We start from the raw sequence: 17,768 nt of genomic DNA, 5'->3' as shown, positions 1-17,768 counted from the left end.
ATTTATTTTTTCTTTAGGAGTTGAGTGATGAGAGTTGTTAAAACCTTATCGATGGCATTAATTTTTTTATATTTTTTATTTTATATATTATTGATAATTTTTCGAATATAGATAATAAATATAACTGTTTTCTTTCAAAAGATGTTTGTGTTGATAGAATAATTTATAATAATAATTACTATTATAATTTGTATTTAAATAACCGTGTAAAAACTGAAATCCAATTTGGAAATGAAAACTTATTTTTTGTTGGCTTTAAAGAGGTCTCTGATAAATTGTATATTCTTGTGCAAGAGTCAATGATGAATAATCGGAAAATTGTTGAAGAGTGTAGGAAATTAAATCAACCTTTTAAATTTTCAGAAGATAAGTATATTTTAAACTTATATGTTTTGAGTAGTAGTGGAAATAAACTTTCAATGAAACTTATTAATAAAGAGGATAGTCCTTAATTAATTAAAGAGTGGGTTTTAAACTATCGATTAAATCCAACCTTAGAATTTATATGCTGAAATTTAAATTTAATTAGTAAATTGATATGATGGATTAACTTTTTAATAATTAATATCTGCAGGAGGAAAATTTTAATTATTTGCTTTAATATTATCCTCCTGTTAGGCAATTCCTATCTATTCAGACTGAGCTAAGTCACGTTCACGGCATGATAATTCATAATAATTACCTTTTGGCAGAGAACGAATTTTAAAGCCATAGTAATCACTTGTTGACTCTATAGGGCCGACACTACATTGATTTGTTTTTGCAAATTTTTCAATTAATTTCAAATTAGATGTTTGCTTAAATACAGCTCCCCAACCTTCACTCACACAACAGCCAACATATTCAGACATATATTCATCTGAAATGAGTACAACATTTTGTCCCATAAATTCATAAGGCTTTTTCAGTTTGTATATATCGTTATAGTCTGCTCGTGAAATATTAGGTTTCTTGGCTAAAAAGCCTTTTTGTTTGAGTATTTGGAACTTTAAAAAATCCTGAGGCCCAGTACCCATTCCTCTATAAACCGAATTATTATCTTCTGCAAAGCTATACGAGCTAAACATACTGACTAAACTTAAAAATAATATTTTTCTCATTTTAAATTTCAAAAGTTATATGAGGCCGTAATTCTTTCATATCTTATGAATAGCGTAAAGTAAATGACTGATTTTTATAGTTTACACATAAAATATAGTGTCGATAAAAGTTTGTTATTAAATTAAGTTTTCTTTGAATTAGATGAGATAAGAGGGGGAGGAAAGCAACCTAAATGATAACTTTCCTTTGTTTGAAAATTATGAGAAAAGCTTTAAAACTAAGCTTAATGAAATAGTGTTATTTCTTTACTTTAAAACGGTATTTGCATTTTAGGCAGCGGTAGTCCTGAAATATATTTTTGTCGATCATTACACCTGCTTTTTTACCAAAGATATTACCCACTACACCGCCAGTAATACCTGCACTGATTGCACCGACAAAAGTTCCTACAGTACCGCCAACAATTACACCTAATGGTCCAGCAACTGTACCAATCGCTGCTCCTATAGAAGCACCTGTTGCAGCACCGCCTACGGTACCCGCTGTTGTTCCCGCAGCTGTTAGTAAAACACCGCCAGTGGTTTTGAGTAGTTTGTCATGATCACGTGTTTCAATTTCTGTAGAACCACACTTTGGGCATTGCAGCGTTTTTTCCATAAAATTTTTCCTGTCTTTCATCATTAAGCGACACAGTGAATGGAGCAAAATCAGTAAAGTGGGTAAAGAGCACGACTTATGGCGAAGCGTCTTTTTCCTGATTGGTGATCGCAACGATATACCGAGTCAGCCACGATTTTAGCTGAACATTGGCACAATTATTTATAGATCATGTAAACACTTGTACTTTAATAATCATCTCTTAAAAAGATCTTAAGCACCATTTTTAAATGAATAACCTGTACCTAGAAGTGACTAAGTGATGTGTGAATGATCAGAAACAAGATAAATATTTGGCTTGATTAGATTTGCAGTGAGGGTAAGCTTGTTTATAGTTCTCTAAAATAAGAAAGGCTTATTCTGTGTTTGAATAAGCCTTTTAGGACGTTCAGAGTGATTTATCTAACCTTAAAACTTTATATAAACCAAGCATTAAAGCAATCCAGATTGGAATTAAAATTACCGATTCTTTAAAGCCTTGAGTCCACATAATATATAAAATCATGCCGATAAAAACGAGCACAACATAGTTACTTAAAGGTGAAAATAGAGCAGGGAACTTGGCAACTTTTCCGTCAAGTTTCATGGCTTTTTTAAACTTTAAGTGGGTAAAGCTAATAATCGCCCAGTTTAAAACTAAAGCTGCAACAGCCATATACATAAGATGGCTTAAAGCTTCTTCTGGTACAAAATAGTTAAGTAAAACACACCCAAAAATCAGGATAGAAGAGAAGACAACAGCGGCTGTTGGTACACCTTGTTTGCTTACTTGTCCAAAAACTTTAGGCGCATTGCCTTGGACTGCTAGTCCGTACAACATACGACTGTTGGCATACATGCCGCTGTTATAAACTGAAAGCGCAGCAGTTAAAATAATAAAGTTAAGTAAATGTGCTGCCCAACCAATACCAAGCTGGCTAAAAATCATGACAAATGGGCTTTTATCTAAACCACCGAGGTCCAGTTGGTTCCAAGGAATTAGCGACATAATAATTGCAAGGGAAGCCACGTAAAAAATCAAGATTCGAAAAATAACTTGGTTAATGGCTTGCGGAATACTTTTTTCCGGATTCTCAGCTTCAGCAGCGGTCATTCCAATCAGTTCAATACCGCCAAATGCAAACATTAAAAAGGCGAGCATATAGAACAAACCCGAAAACCCATGCGGGAAAAATCCGCCATGCTGCCATAGGTTTGAAAAGCTCGCTATAGAGTCGTTGCCTGCTGTAAGCAATAAATATAAGCCAAACACAATCATTGAAATGACTGCGGTAACTTTAATAATGGCTAACCAAAATTCAGATTCGCCATAAAATTTAACATTGCCTAAGTTCAAACAAGTGACCAGTACAAAGAAAAATAAAACCGAAACCCACGCAGGTATATGAGGCCACCAATAATGCACATATTTGGCTACAGCAGTAAGCTCAGTCATAGCCACTAAAATGTACACTACCCAATAGTTCCAGCCCGATAAAAAACCGGGAAACCTTCCCCAATACTTCTGTGCAAAGTAGCTAAAAGAGCCAACCACAGGTTCTTCTACGATCATTTCACCCATTTGTCGCATAATTAAAAATGCAACTAAACCGACAATGGCATAACCTAAAATGATTGAAGGACCAGCAGATTGAATGACTTGTGCAGAGCCTAAAAAAAGTCCTGTGCCCACAGCACCACCCATAGCGATTAACTGGATGTGACGATTTTTAAGTCCACGTTTTAATTGGGAAGTTGAGTTACTCAAAATACTATGCGCTGTCTAAAAAAGCCGATGCTATTGTAATAGATTGAATAGGGATAACCTAGTTTGAAAACTAATATTGGGCTTATATAAAAAGATTCGCACAAATCTGTACGAATCCTTTTTTAGAGAATGTCGTTTTTATAAATTAGAAAGATACCATTTTGCCTGGGTTAATCATTGCACCGATGCCATACATACTTTTAGCGAGTGGAATAACGACAGGGGCAAGCGTACGACCAAAGATAATATTTTGATGGTCAATTTTAGATAACATTTCAAAGTCATTCGATTGACCAACAAAGTCATTTGCGATGGCTTTACCAATACGTACTGTTTGTGCCACGCCGTGACCGCTCCAGCCATGAACAGCATAAATCGGGAATTTATTGCCAAACTTACGACTATCAACCGCACCATTTACGGTTAAATCAGTAGTTCCACTCCAGACAAAATCCATTTCTAGATTTTTAATTTGTGGGAATACGGTATGAATTCGATGCTCTAGATAATTTAAAGTTTTTTCTGGACCCCAGCATGTTCCTGTACCTTGTCCACCAAACAGTAAACGGTTATTAAACACAGGTCGGTAGTAATCAATCTGGAATTGAGTGTCATAAACCGGATGTCCAAATGGCAGAAGCTCTTTGGTATCAAGCTCTAAAGGAGCGGTGGTCGCGACATAGGTGTAAAACGGAATAGTGGTATTGCTTTGCTCTGATAAAAGTTTAAATGAAGCATGGTGTACTGCCAATACCACAGACTTTTTAGCTTTTACGACAGCATTTGCTGTTTGAACATAAATGCCATCTGCTTTTTCTTCTATTGAGATGACTTCGGTTTGTTCATAAACAGTACCGCCGTTTTGGCAAAAGCCATAAATTAAGCCACGATTCAAAGCTAAAGGATGGATCTGTCCACCTAACTCATCAATTAAACCGCCTGTATAGTAGTCAGATTTAATATAGTCCATGAGTTCGTGTTTACCCACAATGCGAGTATGGTCTTCACCTAAGTATTTTCGGGCATCGGCACCCTGTGTTAAGCCAACTAAATGTCCTTCATGAACGGCAGCAGTAATATGGCCGTATTTTCGGTCAAAGTTGAGTTGATATTTTTCCGAGATGTCATCAATCAGTTGCATGGCCTCCGTAGAGGTAAAATGCCACAGTTTTTTGGCATCTTCATAGCTTAAGCGATCGGCCATTTCTTGAGCTTCCCAGCGTGCTAAACCAGGAGTAAGTTGTCCACCATTTCGGCCAGAAGCTGCACTACCAATGCGGTTTTTTTCTAACAAAACCGTATCTACACCTTGTTCAGCTAAGTGTAGGGCAGTCGATGAACCTAATAAACCACCACCAATAACCACGACATCACATTCAATGTCAGCATTTAAACTATCAAAGGTATGCCAATCAGACAGTGAGCTTTCATAGTAGTTGGCTGGGTTATCTACCGATGCATCATTAACCGTGGCTGTATCAAATTTCGCATGTTTTGGATTTAACCAACTCCATTCTTTGCCTACTTGTAGAGATTTACTTGGTTTGTATTCCACGTCTTTTAAAAGCTGAGGTTTAGAAATAATTTTCATAGAGAAGTTCCTTAAAAAATTAATAAGCATTACTAATGGCAATACTTTGTTTTTTAATCGTTTTATAGATGAATAAAAGAATGCCTAAAGATAACCAGAAGCATCCAAAAATGAGTGAAGAAGAGTCGAGATTGAGCCATAAGCAAATAATGCTAATGACCGATAAAAGCGGTAAAAATAGGTTTAGAAATTTATTTTTAAAACCTAAGCGCTGTTTATCTTTAATATAAAATTTCATAAAAACTGAGAAGTTGACGGCCGTAAAAGCAACAAGCGCACCAAAACTGATCAGACTTACGACTTGGGCTAAATCTAAAAAAATAGCCGACATTGAAATAAGCCCGACAAATAAAACCGAGAAAAATGGCGTACCTAAAGAGCTATGGATAGTCCCAAAATACTTTTTAGGGAAAATATTGTCAGTTCCCATTATATACAGTAAACGCGAAGCACTGGCATGCGAGGCAAGACCAGAGGCGACTGTGTTCATAATTTGGCCGCATAAAAATATCGACTGAAACAAAGCACCGCCGACATAAAGCACAATTTCAGGAAGTGCTTCTGAAGGGTGGTGAAAACGAACATTGTTTGGAAAATAAAGCTGAATAAACCAAGCGGCTGTGAAGAAAATAAGCCCGCCAGTAAGTGTTGTTAACATGACTGCTCGAGGAATATTTTTAGTGGGTTGTTTGGTTTCATTTGAAAGAGTAGTGACTGCATCAAAACCTAAAAATGAAAAAAATAAAACCGAAGCGCCAGCAACGAGCGGTAATAGCGATTGTTCGCCATGCCATAGCGGAGCCAAGGTCAGCACATGCTCATAACCTTGAGTCGAGCCAATACCACGAATGACTAAATATACAAAAATGACCATGAGTATGATCGGTGCAAACACAAACACGAGGCTTAAATTAGCCAGTAATCGAATACGGAAACAGTTGACTAAAGTTACAAGGCCCGCCGATACCAGTACCCAAAACCAGTACGGTAAACTTGGAATAAGGGCGGTAAGATAAATTGCAGCCAGTAACACATTAATAAGGGGTAATAACAGATAGTCGAGTAGAGAACACCAGCCAACGAAAAATCCACTTTTAGGTCCTAAACTTTCAGCAGTATAACTATAGGCCGAACCTGATCTTTCTGAATTTTTACTAAACCTCGCATAGCTCCAAGCGGTGAGCAGCATAGTGCCTAAAGCGAGTAAATATGCTAGAGGAACATGACCATTGGTGATTCCGGAAACAATCCCGAAAGTATCAAAAACCGTCATGGGGGTCATATAGGCAATACCAATAATCGTGACTTGCCATAGTGTTAGTTTTTTTAAGGAAGACGCTTTATTTTCCATGTCTTTTCAACCTCAAATTTCGTTGTTTTTGCTTTTCATCCAGAAAGGCGATGCTATTTTTAGGCCAAAACTTCCCCGTGACCTGAATAAACAAGTCTGATTGAGGAAAGTTTGAACAGTAGCTAGAGGCTTAAAGTGCTATTTCACCTTGGTGGTACACTAAAGCGAGAATAAAGAACCAATATTCTTTGCTTTTTAAATCACGACCAACTGGAAAGACTGACACGGTCGCGAGAAAAACTGTTGAGTGGTCTTTTCTTTAAATAATGTTCCAGTTCTGATGCTAATGTCGTTTGAAGTAATGACCCGAGATGAATCATTCATAATGACTGCTTTTTGCTTGATATTTTTGAGTTTTGGCATAAGTAGTTTTTCAAGCGCCGAAACTAAAATATCCGTCGCAATGACACCAATAAACTGATCATGAATCATGACAGGGTGAGCAATGGTGATGGTGTAGGCGCCGTTGCAAATATAATCAACATAAGGGCCATGTATGCACGGGCTTTTATCTTGAGCAGGTTTGTGGAACCATTCAAAAGAGCGGAAATCTAAAAAGCGCTGCGCATTTTGGTAGTTTTCAAGTTTCGCTTGTTGTAACTGATCTTCTTTTTTATACCACCATTCGAGTGTCCAGTAGTCTTGCTCGTCTTGCGTTGCTGGACTATAACTTGCAAAACCAGTTCCTTGACTATAATGGCTCTGATTTAGCGCATTTTTAATTTCCTTCTGTAAAGCAGAGCGTTCTGAAGTTGAAAGCTTAATATCAGCATTTTTTTCAGAAGCGTGTTTTGACAGAATTTTGCTTGCTTTACTCGCCAGTGTTTCCGTAATTGTTGTTGTTTCCTCAACAACACTTTTTAATAAATTTTGAAGCTCTTCTATATCTAAGTGCTGGGTCATTCCGATAACTCCTAAAATTCCATATTCCTAACTTGATTATTGATAAGCCATCTCATTTATTATTTTTATTCACTCGATAACTTATAGCGAAGCATTTGGTCAGTGAGCATTGAAACTATTTTTCTGGCTTGAATCACAGCTTCATTTTCATTGTTTTCAACAAAAGACGACAAAAGATGGTGATATTGCTTTACAACTTCACGGTGAAAATCATCATCTTGATAAAGCACGGCAATAAGGGGAGCCCATTCAGCCTGAATAGTGAGTTCCTGATTTGCCAGTCTTGCAGATTGGGCAAATGAGGTGAGTGTCAGCAAACAACGTAAATCAAGCTGTGCGCGTGTGTCTGCTTCAACAGCTTTCTCAAATTGTTCAATCAATTCTTTTATTTTGCCTAGTTCATATTCTGTGGTTCTTTGAGCGGCCAAATATGCACTATGACTTAAAATTGCACTGTGAAACTCGCCTAAATCGGCAAGATACTCATTTGAAGCTTGGCGCAATGGATGTTGGTTTAACAGTAAATCTGAAGGTAGCTCACAAACAAAACTTCCTCCATTTCTGCCGCGACGTGTATCAATTAAACCTTTTACACGTAAAGTATTTAAAGCTTCGCGAACGGTAATGGGTGAAACGCCCATTAAGCGTGCTAAATCTGCCTCATTAGGAAGTTGTTCATTGCTTTTGAGCAAACCAGAGATAATTGCATTTTCCAAGCGTTCTACAACTTGTTCCGAACGAGTTGCTTGAGCAATAGGTGCAAAAATTATCGTATATGCTGACATGGCGAATTCTCTAAAAGCTAAGTCAAAAGACTTAGCTTAATGAAGCGGATAAATAATTATTAAAACACGCCATAACCATGGACAGCCTGTTCATCTTCAGGCACAGCTGGTATTGCATCCCAAAGTTCAACAATTTTGCCATTATCTACGCGCCATAATTCAAAATAGGCATGTCGATTTCCGGCAATACTACCTTCGGAATGAGTCAATACAAATTGACCATCAGCAATGGAGCGATGCGTTTTTGAGTATACCAAACCTTGTCCTTCATTACGGATATTGTTCAAAAAATCAATGACGGCTTTAACCCCATCTCCAATATCTGGACTATGTTGAATGAACTGATCGCCGTGGGTGTATTCTTTAAAGGCATCGTAATTTCCATCAATTAATGACTCCTTAAAGAACGAGGTCACAATCTCACGGTTTTTCTCTGGGTCATGGTGAGTTACGATTTCAGTCGGGCCATCTAATTGGGTTCTACCACTCACATTTGGTGCTGCTTCTGCTACAAGACCATCCCAATGCTCTACAATTTTGCCGTCTTTTACTCGGTAAATATCAAAGCCAACCAAAGGGTTTTCATCTAAGCCTTGAAAGCGGCCATGAATTGCAACCAAATCACCATCCGCTAGTACACGTACAGCTTCGTGTTGCATATCGGGACAATCTTCTACTAATTGACGAAGACCTGAAATACCGTTTGCAACGAGTGGTGAGTGTTCTATAAAGTCTTCAGAAAAATAACGGTCCAAAGCAGTGGTGTCGTGCAAATTAAATAGCTCGTGATGGGCTTTAGTCACCAAGTCTTTCATTTCTTGCCTATTCATTTTGATCTCCTTTCAAAACTCATTGTTATTATTCGTTTGAACTCATCACATGTTTAACGCGGGTATATTCTTCAAAACCGTAGCCAGATAAATCTTTACCATAACCTGATTTTTTGAAACCGCCGTGTGGCATTTCTGCGGTTAAAGGAATATGGGTATTAATCCAAACTGTACCGAAATTGAGTTCACGTGACAGACGAGTTGCGCGAGCATGATCTTTGGTCCACACACTTGAAGCTAGGCCATATTCAACGTCGTTAGCTTTTTCAATCGCATCATTTTCATCGGTAAATTTTTGAACGGTAATCACTGGTCCAAAAATTTCTTTTTGAATGGCTTCATCATGTTGTTTTAAACCACTAATAACAGTCGGTTCAAAATAGAAGCCTGGACGGTCTGCTTGTTTTCCGCCTGTTTCAACTTTGGCGTGAGCAGGTAAGTTGTCAATAAAGGCTTTAACATTTTTTAATTGGTTAGCATTGTTAAGTGGACCATAAAGTGCATCTTGATCATCTGGATCACCAAAACGGGTATTTTTGGCAGCTTCAACTAACTTTCTTAAAAACTCATCATGAACAGATTCAGCCACAATGACACGTGTTGCAGCAGTACAGTCTTGGCCTGCGTTGAAATAGCCTGTTAAAGCAATCATTTCAACGGCTTTATCAATGTCGGCATCTTCAAAAACCAGTACTGGTGCTTTACCGCCAAGTTCAAGGTGGGCTTTCGCTAAATTTGCCGCAGCAGAAGCTGCAACTTGTAAACCTGCACGGACTGAACCTGTAATAGAAACGAGAGCAGGCGTTTTATGAGATACCACTTTTGAGCCTACCTGTGCTTGGCCTAACACCACGTTAAATGCGCCTTTAGGGAAAAATGGTGCAGCAATTTCTGCCAGTAAAAGGGTACTTTCAGGTGTTGTATCACTTGGTTTGAGTACCACTGTGTTACCAGCAGCTAAGGCAGGAGCAATTTTCCAAATTGCCATCATAAGTGGATAGTTCCAAGGAGTGACTTGCCCAACTACACCGATGGGTTCACGGCGAATAGAAGACGTTAAACCTTCTAAATATTCACCAGTTGCTGAGCCATCGAGTAAGCGGGCAGCACCTGCAAAGAAACGAACTTGATCTGCCGATACACCGACTTCTTCAGATGCAATTAAGTGTTTTAACTGACCCGTATTGCGACTTTGCGCTTCAATCAAGCGCTCCGCATTTGCTTCGATAGCATCTGCTAACTTAAGCAATGCTTTTTGACGGATTGATGGTGTACTGCGTCCCCAAATTTTAAATGCTTCTTTTGCAGCTGCATACGCTGCGTCAACTTCTGCATCGGTTGCATTCGGTGACTGTGCATAAACTTCACCAGTCACTGGGCTCACCAAATCGAAGAAATCATTTCCTTTGCTAGCAACATATTCGCCGTTAATAAAGTGTTGTAGTTGAGTTTTAGCCATTTTTTTATACCTTGTCCTTGGGTTTTAACATATAACATATAATACTATATGTATTATGTTTTAATTTTTCTGTCAAATGCCTTGATGAGGGTAGTAAGTGAAAAAAGTGGGAATTTAAATCAAATTGGATTTTAAGTTTTTGATTTGATTATTTAAAAAAAATTAAAAATTTATTGAGGATTTTTAGAATGAACTATGGTTGTGATGGTTTTTAATTTTCATAGAGGGTACTTAAGGAAATTTCTTTGTAGGAATGGGAGGGTGAGCCAAACTTTATGCTTAGCTCATCAATTCTTATTCTTTGAAGTTAAAGTGCTTTATCAGGTCTTATGACTCGCAAGCAGAATGCTAGTTTCACTGTTATAAATACCTGAAATATTCCTGATTCGTTCTAATACTTTATCGAAGTTTTCTAAAGTGTCGGAACGTAGCTCAACCAAAATATCCCATTTACCGTTGGTTTTATGCAGACATTCAACCGCACTTTCTAAGCGTAGTTCTTTAATCACAGATTGCGCTTTGGTGCCTTCAACCATAATGCTCATCCATGCACGGATAACGTTGCGTTCGGCATTTGGTTTAAAACGAACCGTATATCCGGTAATGATGCCCGAAGTCTCAAGATACTCCATTCTCTTTTTAATGGTTGCTCTTGAGACGTGAACTTTTTCGGCTAACTCGGTCACAGACATCCGTGCGTTATCTTTAAGTAAACCTAAAATAATTTGATCAATATTGTCCATAATGTCATTGTCAATTATCAAATTGGTAAAAAATAATTCATTTTTTGCTGAATTACAAATTTTGTGAATCAATTTGATTTTGAATAATAGGGACATTAGCTCACCCGAATAATTCAATTTAATGGACTAGATAAGATGAATAATTTTGCAGTTTCTCGTAGCGACTTTAACGAGTGGATGGTTCCAGTTTTTGCACCGGCAAATTTCATTCCGGTACGTGGTGAAGGTTCACGTATTTGGGATCAACAAAATAAAGAATATATCGATTTTGCAGGCGGGATTGCAGTAAACGCATTAGGCCATGCGCATCCAGTGGCAGTAAATGCATTAACAGAACAAGCAACAAAACTTTGGCATGTAGGTAACGGTTATACCAATGAACCAGTTCTACGCCTTGCTAAACAACTCACCGAACATACATTTGCAGACAAAGTATTCTTCTGTAACTCAGGTGCAGAAGCGAATGAAGCAGCATTAAAGCTTGCGCGTAAAGTTGGACTCGACAGCGGTGTGGCGGGTAAAAGTGGCATTGTGGCATTTAATAATGCTTTTCACGGCCGTACCTTATTTACCGTTTCAGCAGGTGGTCAGCCAAAATATTCACAAGACTTTGCACCACTTCCAAACGGTATTAGCCATGTTGCTTATAATGATTTAGAAGCAGCTAAAGCAGTCATTAATGAACAAACTTGTGCAGTAATTGTAGAGCCTGTACAAGGTGAGGGCGGAGTTATTCCGGCTGATATCGAATTTTTAAAAGGTTTACGTGAACTGTGTGATCAGTTTGGTGCCTTACTTATTTTTGATGAAGTACAAACTGGTGTCGGCCGTACAGGTGCACTTTATGCCTACATGAACTCTGGTGTTACACCAGATGTACTTACGACTGCAAAAGCATTGGGTGGTGGTTTCCCGGTCGGTGCAATGTTAACAACTGATAAATTTGCACCGCATTTTTCTGTAGGCACACACGGTACGACTTACGGTGGTAATCCATTAGCAAGTGCGGTTGCAGGGGCTGTATTCGAGTTTATTAATACACCAGAAGTGCTTAACGGCGTCAAAGAACGTCATGACTACTATAAAAACGCTTTAAATCAATTAAATGAAAAATATGAAGTCTTTAAAACGATTCGTGGAGAAGGTTTGCTAATAGGTTGTGCCTTAAAAGACAAGTTCGCTGGTAAAGCAAAAGATATTAATAACCTTGCGGGTGAGGAAGGTTTACTGAGCCTGATTGCTGGACCAAATGTTGTACGTTTTACGCCGTCTTTAATTATTCCATTTGCTGATATTGATGAGGGTCTAAAACGCTTCGAACGTGCACTTGCTCGCTTTGTAGAAATTCAAAAGGATGAACAAGCCGCATGATGATTATTCGCTACATTGAACCTAAGGATGTTAATGATCTTTACCTTTTGGCTCAAAAAGCGGGTTTTGGTTTGACATCTTTGCAGCCAAATATGGAAAAGTTGGCTGCACGTATTGAACGAGCATGTAAAACAGTAGCAGGCGAATTACCGAAAGCAGATCAGGTTTACTTATTTGTTTTAGAAGATACTGAACTCAACAAAGTTGTCGGGGTTTGCGGAATTGAAGTCGCACTTGGTTTAAAAGAGCCTTGGTACAATTTCCATGTAGGAACCCAAGTTCATGCTTCAGAACCGTTAAGTGTTTATAACGCTTTACCTACTTTGTATTTGAGTAATGACCATACTAACTGTAGTGAGCTTTGTACTTTATTTTTAGATCCTGACTATCGCTTAAATAAAAATGGCAAATTTTTATCTAAAGTCCGTTTTTTGTTTCTCTCTGCCTTTCGCCAATATTTTGAAGAAACGATTGTTGCCGAAATGCGTGGATACTCTGATGCAAATGGGCAGTCACCATTTTGGAATGCGGTAGGCCATAAGTTTTTTAATATTGAATTTACCAAAGCCGATTATTTGAGTGGGGTGGGACAAAAGGCTTTTATAGCCGAGTTGATGCCAAGACATCCACTCTATGTTGATATGCTGCCTGACGATGCTAAAGCCGCGATTGGAATTGTTCACCCCAATACTCGACCAGCCTACAATCTCTTGCTTGAAGAAGGACTACGCTACAAAGGCTATATAGATATTTTTGATGGTGGTGCAACGCTGCAAGCAGATATTGAAAATTTACGAGCAATTAAAGAAAGCCAGATTTTAACTGTACAAGTTGTAGAGTCTATTCCTCTTAGTTCAGGTGATGAACCCTATATTGTGGCCAATGATGATTATGAAAATTATCGGGCAATTGTGGTGTACAGCACACCTTATCAAAATCGAATACAGCTAAGTTTAGAGCAGGCCAAACAGTTAAATATTCAAAATGGGGCAGAAGTTCGAATATTGAGTATTAATGTTCACCAGACTTCAAAATCAAAAGCCATAAATAGGCTGGAAAATACTCAGCATTTGCAAATGGCGGTTAATTAGGCAGTGAGTTTTTATAACTCACCACATTTTATGAGGAATATTATATTATCCCTGAGTCAAAAAATTGATATGGATATACATCATCTTAATTGAATGAATGGAACTTGTTATTTCATTTTAGATATTAAGATGGTGAGGCATAACGGGATAATTCTATGGTTTATATTTTATTGTTTTAAATAACTATTTTAAGATTTAAAAATGGAATTTACTAAATTATAAGTGGTTTTAATAATATTTGTAAGATGATTTATTCGGTCCAATCGAAGCTCATGTCACTCATATTATTAAAACATATTTATAACGGTTGCTATAAATTGGAGTTAATATTACATGAGTAATAATAAAGGAAAGCAGTTCCTGGAAGGAGACCTCCTAGGCAGTCAGCATATGACTGAGCAAGAGGAGGAAAAGTTGCAACGCTCATTGACCAATCGTCATATTCAAATGATTGCGATTGGCGGTGCAATTGGTACCGGATTATTTATGGGTTCTGGAAAAACATTAAGTGTTTCTGGGACTTCAATTATTTTAACCTATTTAATTATTGGCTTTTTCTTTTTCTTCGTGATGAGAGCAATGGGTGAATTATTGCTTGCCAACACGAACTTTAAAACATTTGCCGATTTTGCAACCGCTTATTTAGGTCCATGGGCAGGATTTTTTCTGGGTTGGTCGTATTGGTGTAACTGGATTATTACAGCGATTGCCGATGTGATTGTGATTGGAGGGTACATGCAGTTTTGGTATCCCGATTTACCGGTCTGGATCCCCGCATTTACTTCATTAGCCATATTAACCATACTCAACTTTGTGGCCGTTCGGCTGTTTGGTGAACTCGAGTTTTGGTTCTCACTCATCAAAATTACTGCAATTATTCTATTTATTCTTGCTGGTATTTATTTAATTGGGACCGGGTTTACTTCTCCAAATGGGGTTAAGGCCTCAATGAGCCATTTGTTTGAAACACAATCTATGTTTCCTTATGGTGTAACAGGTTTCTTAGCGGGCTTCCAAATTGCCATATTTGCATTTGTGGGTATCGAACTTGTTGGTACAACTGCTGCTGAAACCAAAGACCCGCATACCTCACTTCCTAAAGCCATTAATTCTATTCCTTTACGTATTTTATTGTTCTACGTAGGCGCATTGGTTTGTATTATTGCAGTTACCTCTTGGGCAAAAATTTCACCAGAAAAAAGCCCATTTGTGGAAATGTTTACGTTAGTTGGCTTACCAATTGCGGCAGGTTTAATTAACTTCGTTGTGGCAACCTCAGCTCTTTCTTCGGCAAATAGTGGAATCTTTGCAACCAGCCGTATGTTATACGGTTTAGCGTTAGACAATGATGCACCGAAAAGCTTTAGTAAGTTATCTAAAAGAAAAGTTCCAATTAGAGGGCTTGTGTTCTCAATGGCTTGTGTAACGCTTGGAACTTCTATTTTATTTATTGTTCCAAATGTCATGACTGCATTTACGATTATTTCAGCACTCACTTCAATTTTATGTATTTTTACATTTATGCTGATTGTTATGTCATATATTTATTATCGTAAGAAAAGCCCTGAATTACATATCCAGTCAAAATATAAAATGCCAGGTGGCTTATTTATGGCATGGCTGACGATGCTATTTTTAGTTTTTACGATTGTCATTTTAGCTTTAGATCATGATACGCTGATTGCTTTAGAGTTTTCACCAGTATGGTTTATTGGTTTATTCGTTGCCTATAAATATAAAAAGAAAAAGATGTTGCAGCTTGATATTTTAAAAGCGCAAAAGGTTGATTATATTTAAATAAATTTTAGTGGTTTTATTAGAAATCTTATTATTTTAAACCCCATAAAAAAAGCCTCATTACGAGGCTTTTTTTAATCTCTGCTCATCGAACTCAGTGGGCAGAGAGTTAGCTCATGGTAAGGATATCATTGCTGAAAGCAATAATATTTATATTCAATATCATTACTTTACTACGATCTCACCTTTACGATTCATAGTCACATGACTTGCGAATTCGTTAGGATTGATAATATTTCCATAACCAGTAAATTGCTCTGGTTTAATTTCATTGCCTTTTTCATCGACAATAGAACTCCATTGATCCATCAGAATTGGAACTTTAAAACCATTGAAAGTGTTATTCGTGATTCGAACACGCGGGGAGTGGTCTAGTACAATGGCGTAGGCTTGATCATTTTTTTGAGTAAGAGTAAATGTATTTCCATTAATAACTGTGCCAGGGGAGAATTTAACGTAGAGAGCACTCGGAATACTAGTGCTATCATCCACATCAGGGAATATTTGTTGTGAGTGATCTATAAAATTAAATTTGTTAAGCTTTATCAAAGGAAATAGTGAATTATCTTTTCTCAGTTCTACATCTGATATGATTTTATTATTTAGAATTGTAGCTTTTGAACCATAAATATTCATTCCATTTTTTAAAACAAATTCTGAATTAATAATTCCTCCACCCCATGATTGTAGACTTAAATCATTTGCTTTATTTTTAATATTTTTAAGAAATATATTTTCTAATAGATTACTATTCTCGCAAGAATAACTCCCTAATCTCTTACAATCATAAGTATTATTTGCGTATAAAAAACCAAATTTCTCAATATTTAAGTTATTAATTTGTGAATTTTTCGTAAAATTTGGAGGAGAATATAAATCACCCAATACGATATTAGTATTTAAAATAATACCATTTCTAATAATACTATCATGCCCTTTTAAGGTTAATCCTGAATTCCCCTGTTTATAGAAATCCCAAATATGTCCTTGCATGTCAAGCTCTTGGTTTTTGAACTCTAAAATTCCCCCCACTCGGTCTATTGATCCATAGTATTTACCACTCCCTTCGGCAGCGAGAAATGCCAACCAATTCCTCTTTCGTTTTCTTGGCTCTAGGGCGGTAAAATCACGAGTTGCACAGACTTTAGTTATATTTTTTTCATTTAATATACTTTGTCCACATACTGGAAAGTTAGATTCTATAGAGGGTCTTTCTTTTGCTATAGCATAAGCAGAAATGCTTAAACAGCTAATAGCGATTAAATATTTTTTCATTTTGCAGTTTCTTGTGGTGTTGAACCAAGCGAATTATTCTTTAACGATCTCACCTTTACGATTCATAGTCACATGACCTGCGAATTCGTTAGGATTGATAATATTTCCATAACCAGTAAATTGTTCTGGCTTAATTTCCTTGCCTTTTTCATCGACAATAGAACTCCATTGATCCATTAGAATTGGAACTTTAAAACCATTGAAAGTGTTATTCGTGATTCGAACACGCGGGGAGTGGTCTAGTACAATGGCATAGGCTTGATCATTTTTTTGAGTAAGAGTAAATGTATTTCCATCAATAACTGTGTCAGGGGAAAATTTGACATAGAGAGCACTCGGAATAGCAGTGCTATCATCATTTGCATCAGGAAATATTTGTTGAGAGTGAGCTATAAAATTAGATTTGTTAATCTTTATTAAAGGAAATAGTGAGTTCTCCTCTCTCAGTTCTGCATTTGATATGATTTTATTATTTAGAATAGTGGCTTTTGAACCATAAACATTCATTCTATTTTTTAAAATAAATTGTGAACTAAATACTCCCCCTCCATATGACCGAAGGTTAAAATTATACGATGTAATTTTCATATCTTTAAAATAAAAATTTTCAATAGATCCTTGATATACTCCTAAACTATATTCTTTTGCATATAAAAATCCATGTTTTGTTACATCATTGTTTTTTTGCTCACCTGTTGAAAAATTTGGTGGAATATAACCTCCCCCTAAAGTAGCAGAGGCATTTAAAATAATCCCATTTCTAATAATACTATCATGTCCCCTTAAGGTTAATCCTGAAATCCCCTGTTTAGAGAAATCCCAAACATGTCCTTGCATGTCAAGCTCTTGATTTTGGAACACTAAAATTTCACCAATTCGATCTATTGGCCCATAGTATTTACCACTTCCTTCGGCAGCCATAAATGCCAACCAATTCCTTTTTCGTTTTCTTGGCTCTAAGGCAGTAAAATCACGAGTTGCGCAGACTTTAGTTATATTTTTTTCATTCAATATACTTTGTCCACATACTGGAAAGTTATATTCTATAGAGGGTCTTTCTTGTTCAGCAAATGAACAACTTGACAACAGTAAAAGACCTAAAAAGGGGATTGATTTTTTCATAAATA

15 protein-coding genes are annotated in these 17,768 nt (G+C 37.0%); 3 read left to right on the top strand and 12 right to left on the bottom strand.

The features are described from left to right. Positions 1-629: 629 nt before the first annotated feature. The 10 genes from ACG59Z_RS17680 to ACG59Z_RS17635 all read right to left on the bottom strand — a co-directional run bounded on the left by ACG59Z_RS17680 (position 630) and on the right by ACG59Z_RS17635 (position 11,107). Positions 630-1,100, bottom strand: coding sequence for a hypothetical protein (locus tag ACG59Z_RS17680; protein WP_263613246.1), 471 nt, complete (start codon positions 1,098-1,100; stop codon positions 630-632). Between the two features lie 238 nt (positions 1,101-1,338). Further along, positions 1,339-1,698 carry a hypothetical protein gene (locus tag ACG59Z_RS17675; RefSeq protein WP_000416091.1) on the bottom strand — a complete coding sequence of 120 codons (360 nt, stop codon included), beginning with the start codon at positions 1,696-1,698 and terminating at the stop codon, positions 1,339-1,341. A 388-nt stretch (positions 1,699-2,086) separates the two neighbouring features. Then, positions 2,087-3,445, bottom strand: a complete 1,359-nt coding sequence (locus ACG59Z_RS17670) for an amino acid permease (RefSeq protein ID WP_396521277.1) — start codon at positions 3,443-3,445, stop codon at positions 2,087-2,089. A 145-nt stretch (positions 3,446-3,590) separates the two neighbouring features. After that, the gene (locus ACG59Z_RS17665) at positions 3,591-5,036 is read right to left on the bottom strand and encodes an NAD(P)/FAD-dependent oxidoreductase (protein WP_396521279.1); all 1,446 of its coding nucleotides are present in this window, start codon (positions 5,034-5,036) and stop codon (positions 3,591-3,593) included. A gap of 19 nt (positions 5,037-5,055) precedes the next feature. After that, positions 5,056-6,387 (bottom strand): APC family permease, encoded by a 1,332-nt coding sequence (locus ACG59Z_RS17660; RefSeq protein WP_400200600.1) that lies wholly within the window; start codon positions 6,385-6,387, stop codon positions 5,056-5,058. A gap of 195 nt (positions 6,388-6,582) precedes the next feature. After that, entirely contained in the window at positions 6,583-7,290 is a 708-nt protein-coding gene (locus tag ACG59Z_RS17655; RefSeq protein WP_396521283.1) for a cache domain-containing protein, read from the bottom strand. A 65-nt stretch (positions 7,291-7,355) separates the two neighbouring features. Beyond that, entirely contained in the window at positions 7,356-8,075 is a 720-nt protein-coding gene (locus tag ACG59Z_RS17650) for a FadR/GntR family transcriptional regulator (RefSeq protein ID WP_396521285.1), read from the bottom strand. Positions 8,076-8,134: 59 nt separating this feature from the next. After that, positions 8,135-8,905: a nuclear transport factor 2 family protein gene (locus tag ACG59Z_RS17645; protein WP_396521287.1), complete on the bottom strand. Its 771-nt coding sequence runs from the start codon at positions 8,903-8,905 to the stop codon at positions 8,135-8,137. A 28-nt stretch (positions 8,906-8,933) separates the two neighbouring features. After that, positions 8,934-10,364, bottom strand: a complete 1,431-nt coding sequence (locus ACG59Z_RS17640) for a gamma-aminobutyraldehyde dehydrogenase (RefSeq protein ID WP_396521289.1) — start codon at positions 10,362-10,364, stop codon at positions 8,934-8,936. Between the two features lie 320 nt (positions 10,365-10,684). Next, entirely contained in the window at positions 10,685-11,107 is a 423-nt protein-coding gene (locus ACG59Z_RS17635) for an Lrp/AsnC family transcriptional regulator (protein ID WP_191106786.1), read from the bottom strand. Positions 11,108-11,242: 135 nt separating this feature from the next. On the opposite strand from ACG59Z_RS17635, the gene ACG59Z_RS17630 reads away from it, so the two are divergent. From ACG59Z_RS17630 to ACG59Z_RS17620, 3 genes are all read left to right on the top strand, one after another. Then, positions 11,243-12,478, top strand: a complete 1,236-nt coding sequence (locus tag ACG59Z_RS17630) for an aspartate aminotransferase family protein (protein ID WP_400200599.1) — start codon at positions 11,243-11,245, stop codon at positions 12,476-12,478. Next, positions 12,475-13,569: an arginine N-succinyltransferase gene (gene astA / locus ACG59Z_RS17625; RefSeq protein WP_400200598.1), complete on the top strand. Its 1,095-nt coding sequence runs from the start codon at positions 12,475-12,477 to the stop codon at positions 13,567-13,569. Before ACG59Z_RS17630 ends, astA begins: the two co-directional genes overlap by 4 nt. Positions 13,570-13,902: 333 nt before the next feature. Then, the gene (locus ACG59Z_RS17620; RefSeq protein ID WP_263613255.1) at positions 13,903-15,366 is read left to right on the top strand and encodes an amino acid permease; all 1,464 of its coding nucleotides are present in this window, start codon (positions 13,903-13,905) and stop codon (positions 15,364-15,366) included. A 165-nt stretch (positions 15,367-15,531) separates the two neighbouring features. Here the strand turns inward: ACG59Z_RS17620 and ACG59Z_RS17615 are convergent, their stop codons facing one another. Continuing rightward, positions 15,532-16,641 (bottom strand): hypothetical protein, encoded by a 1,110-nt coding sequence (locus ACG59Z_RS17615; protein WP_400200597.1) that lies wholly within the window; start codon positions 16,639-16,641, stop codon positions 15,532-15,534. Positions 16,642-16,674: 33 nt separating this feature from the next. Continuing rightward, positions 16,675-17,763 (bottom strand): hypothetical protein, encoded by a 1,089-nt coding sequence (locus ACG59Z_RS17610; RefSeq protein ID WP_400200596.1) that lies wholly within the window; start codon positions 17,761-17,763, stop codon positions 16,675-16,677. Positions 17,764-17,768: the final 5 nt, after the last annotated feature.

Source organism: Acinetobacter sp. ABJ_C1_1 (assembly GCF_044684115.1).
Classification (GTDB): Bacteria; Pseudomonadota; Gammaproteobacteria; order Pseudomonadales; family Moraxellaceae; genus Acinetobacter; species Acinetobacter nosocomialis_A.
This window is presented reverse-complemented; position numbering and strand designations above follow the sequence as displayed.

Bases quoted from the DNA above. Each gene is read 5' to 3' on its own strand.
- ACG59Z_RS17615 (WP_400200597.1), bottom strand. From the start codon at position 16,641: ATGAAAAAATATTTAATCGCTATTAGCTGTTTAAGCATTTCTGCTTAT.
- ACG59Z_RS17650 (WP_396521285.1), bottom strand. From the start codon at position 8,075: ATGTCAGCATATACGATAATTTTTGCACCTATTGCTCAAGCAACTCGT.
- ACG59Z_RS17655 (WP_396521283.1), bottom strand. From the start codon at position 7,290: ATGACCCAGCACTTAGATATAGAAGAGCTTCAAAATTTATTAAAAAGT.
- ACG59Z_RS17620 (WP_263613255.1), top strand. From the start codon at position 13,903: ATGAGTAATAATAAAGGAAAGCAGTTCCTGGAAGGAGACCTCCTAGGC.
- ACG59Z_RS17660 (WP_400200600.1), bottom strand. From the start codon at position 6,387: ATGGAAAATAAAGCGTCTTCCTTAAAAAAACTAACACTATGGCAAGTC.
- ACG59Z_RS17630 (WP_400200599.1), top strand. From the start codon at position 11,243: ATGAATAATTTTGCAGTTTCTCGTAGCGACTTTAACGAGTGGATGGTT.
- astA (WP_400200598.1), top strand. From the start codon at position 12,475: ATGATGATTATTCGCTACATTGAACCTAAGGATGTTAATGATCTTTAC.
- ACG59Z_RS17665 (WP_396521279.1), bottom strand. From the start codon at position 5,036: ATGAAAATTATTTCTAAACCTCAGCTTTTAAAAGACGTGGAATACAAA.
- ACG59Z_RS17635 (WP_191106786.1), bottom strand. From the start codon at position 11,107: ATGGACAATATTGATCAAATTATTTTAGGTTTACTTAAAGATAACGCA.
- ACG59Z_RS17640 (WP_396521289.1), bottom strand. From the start codon at position 10,364: ATGGCTAAAACTCAACTACAACACTTTATTAACGGCGAATATGTTGCT.
- ACG59Z_RS17680 (WP_263613246.1), bottom strand. From the start codon at position 1,100: ATGAGAAAAATATTATTTTTAAGTTTAGTCAGTATGTTTAGCTCGTAT.
- ACG59Z_RS17610 (WP_400200596.1), bottom strand. From the start codon at position 17,763: ATGAAAAAATCAATCCCCTTTTTAGGTCTTTTACTGTTGTCAAGTTGT.
- ACG59Z_RS17645 (WP_396521287.1), bottom strand. From the start codon at position 8,905: ATGAATAGGCAAGAAATGAAAGACTTGGTGACTAAAGCCCATCACGAG.
- ACG59Z_RS17675 (WP_000416091.1), bottom strand. From the start codon at position 1,698: ATGGAAAAAACGCTGCAATGCCCAAAGTGTGGTTCTACAGAAATTGAA.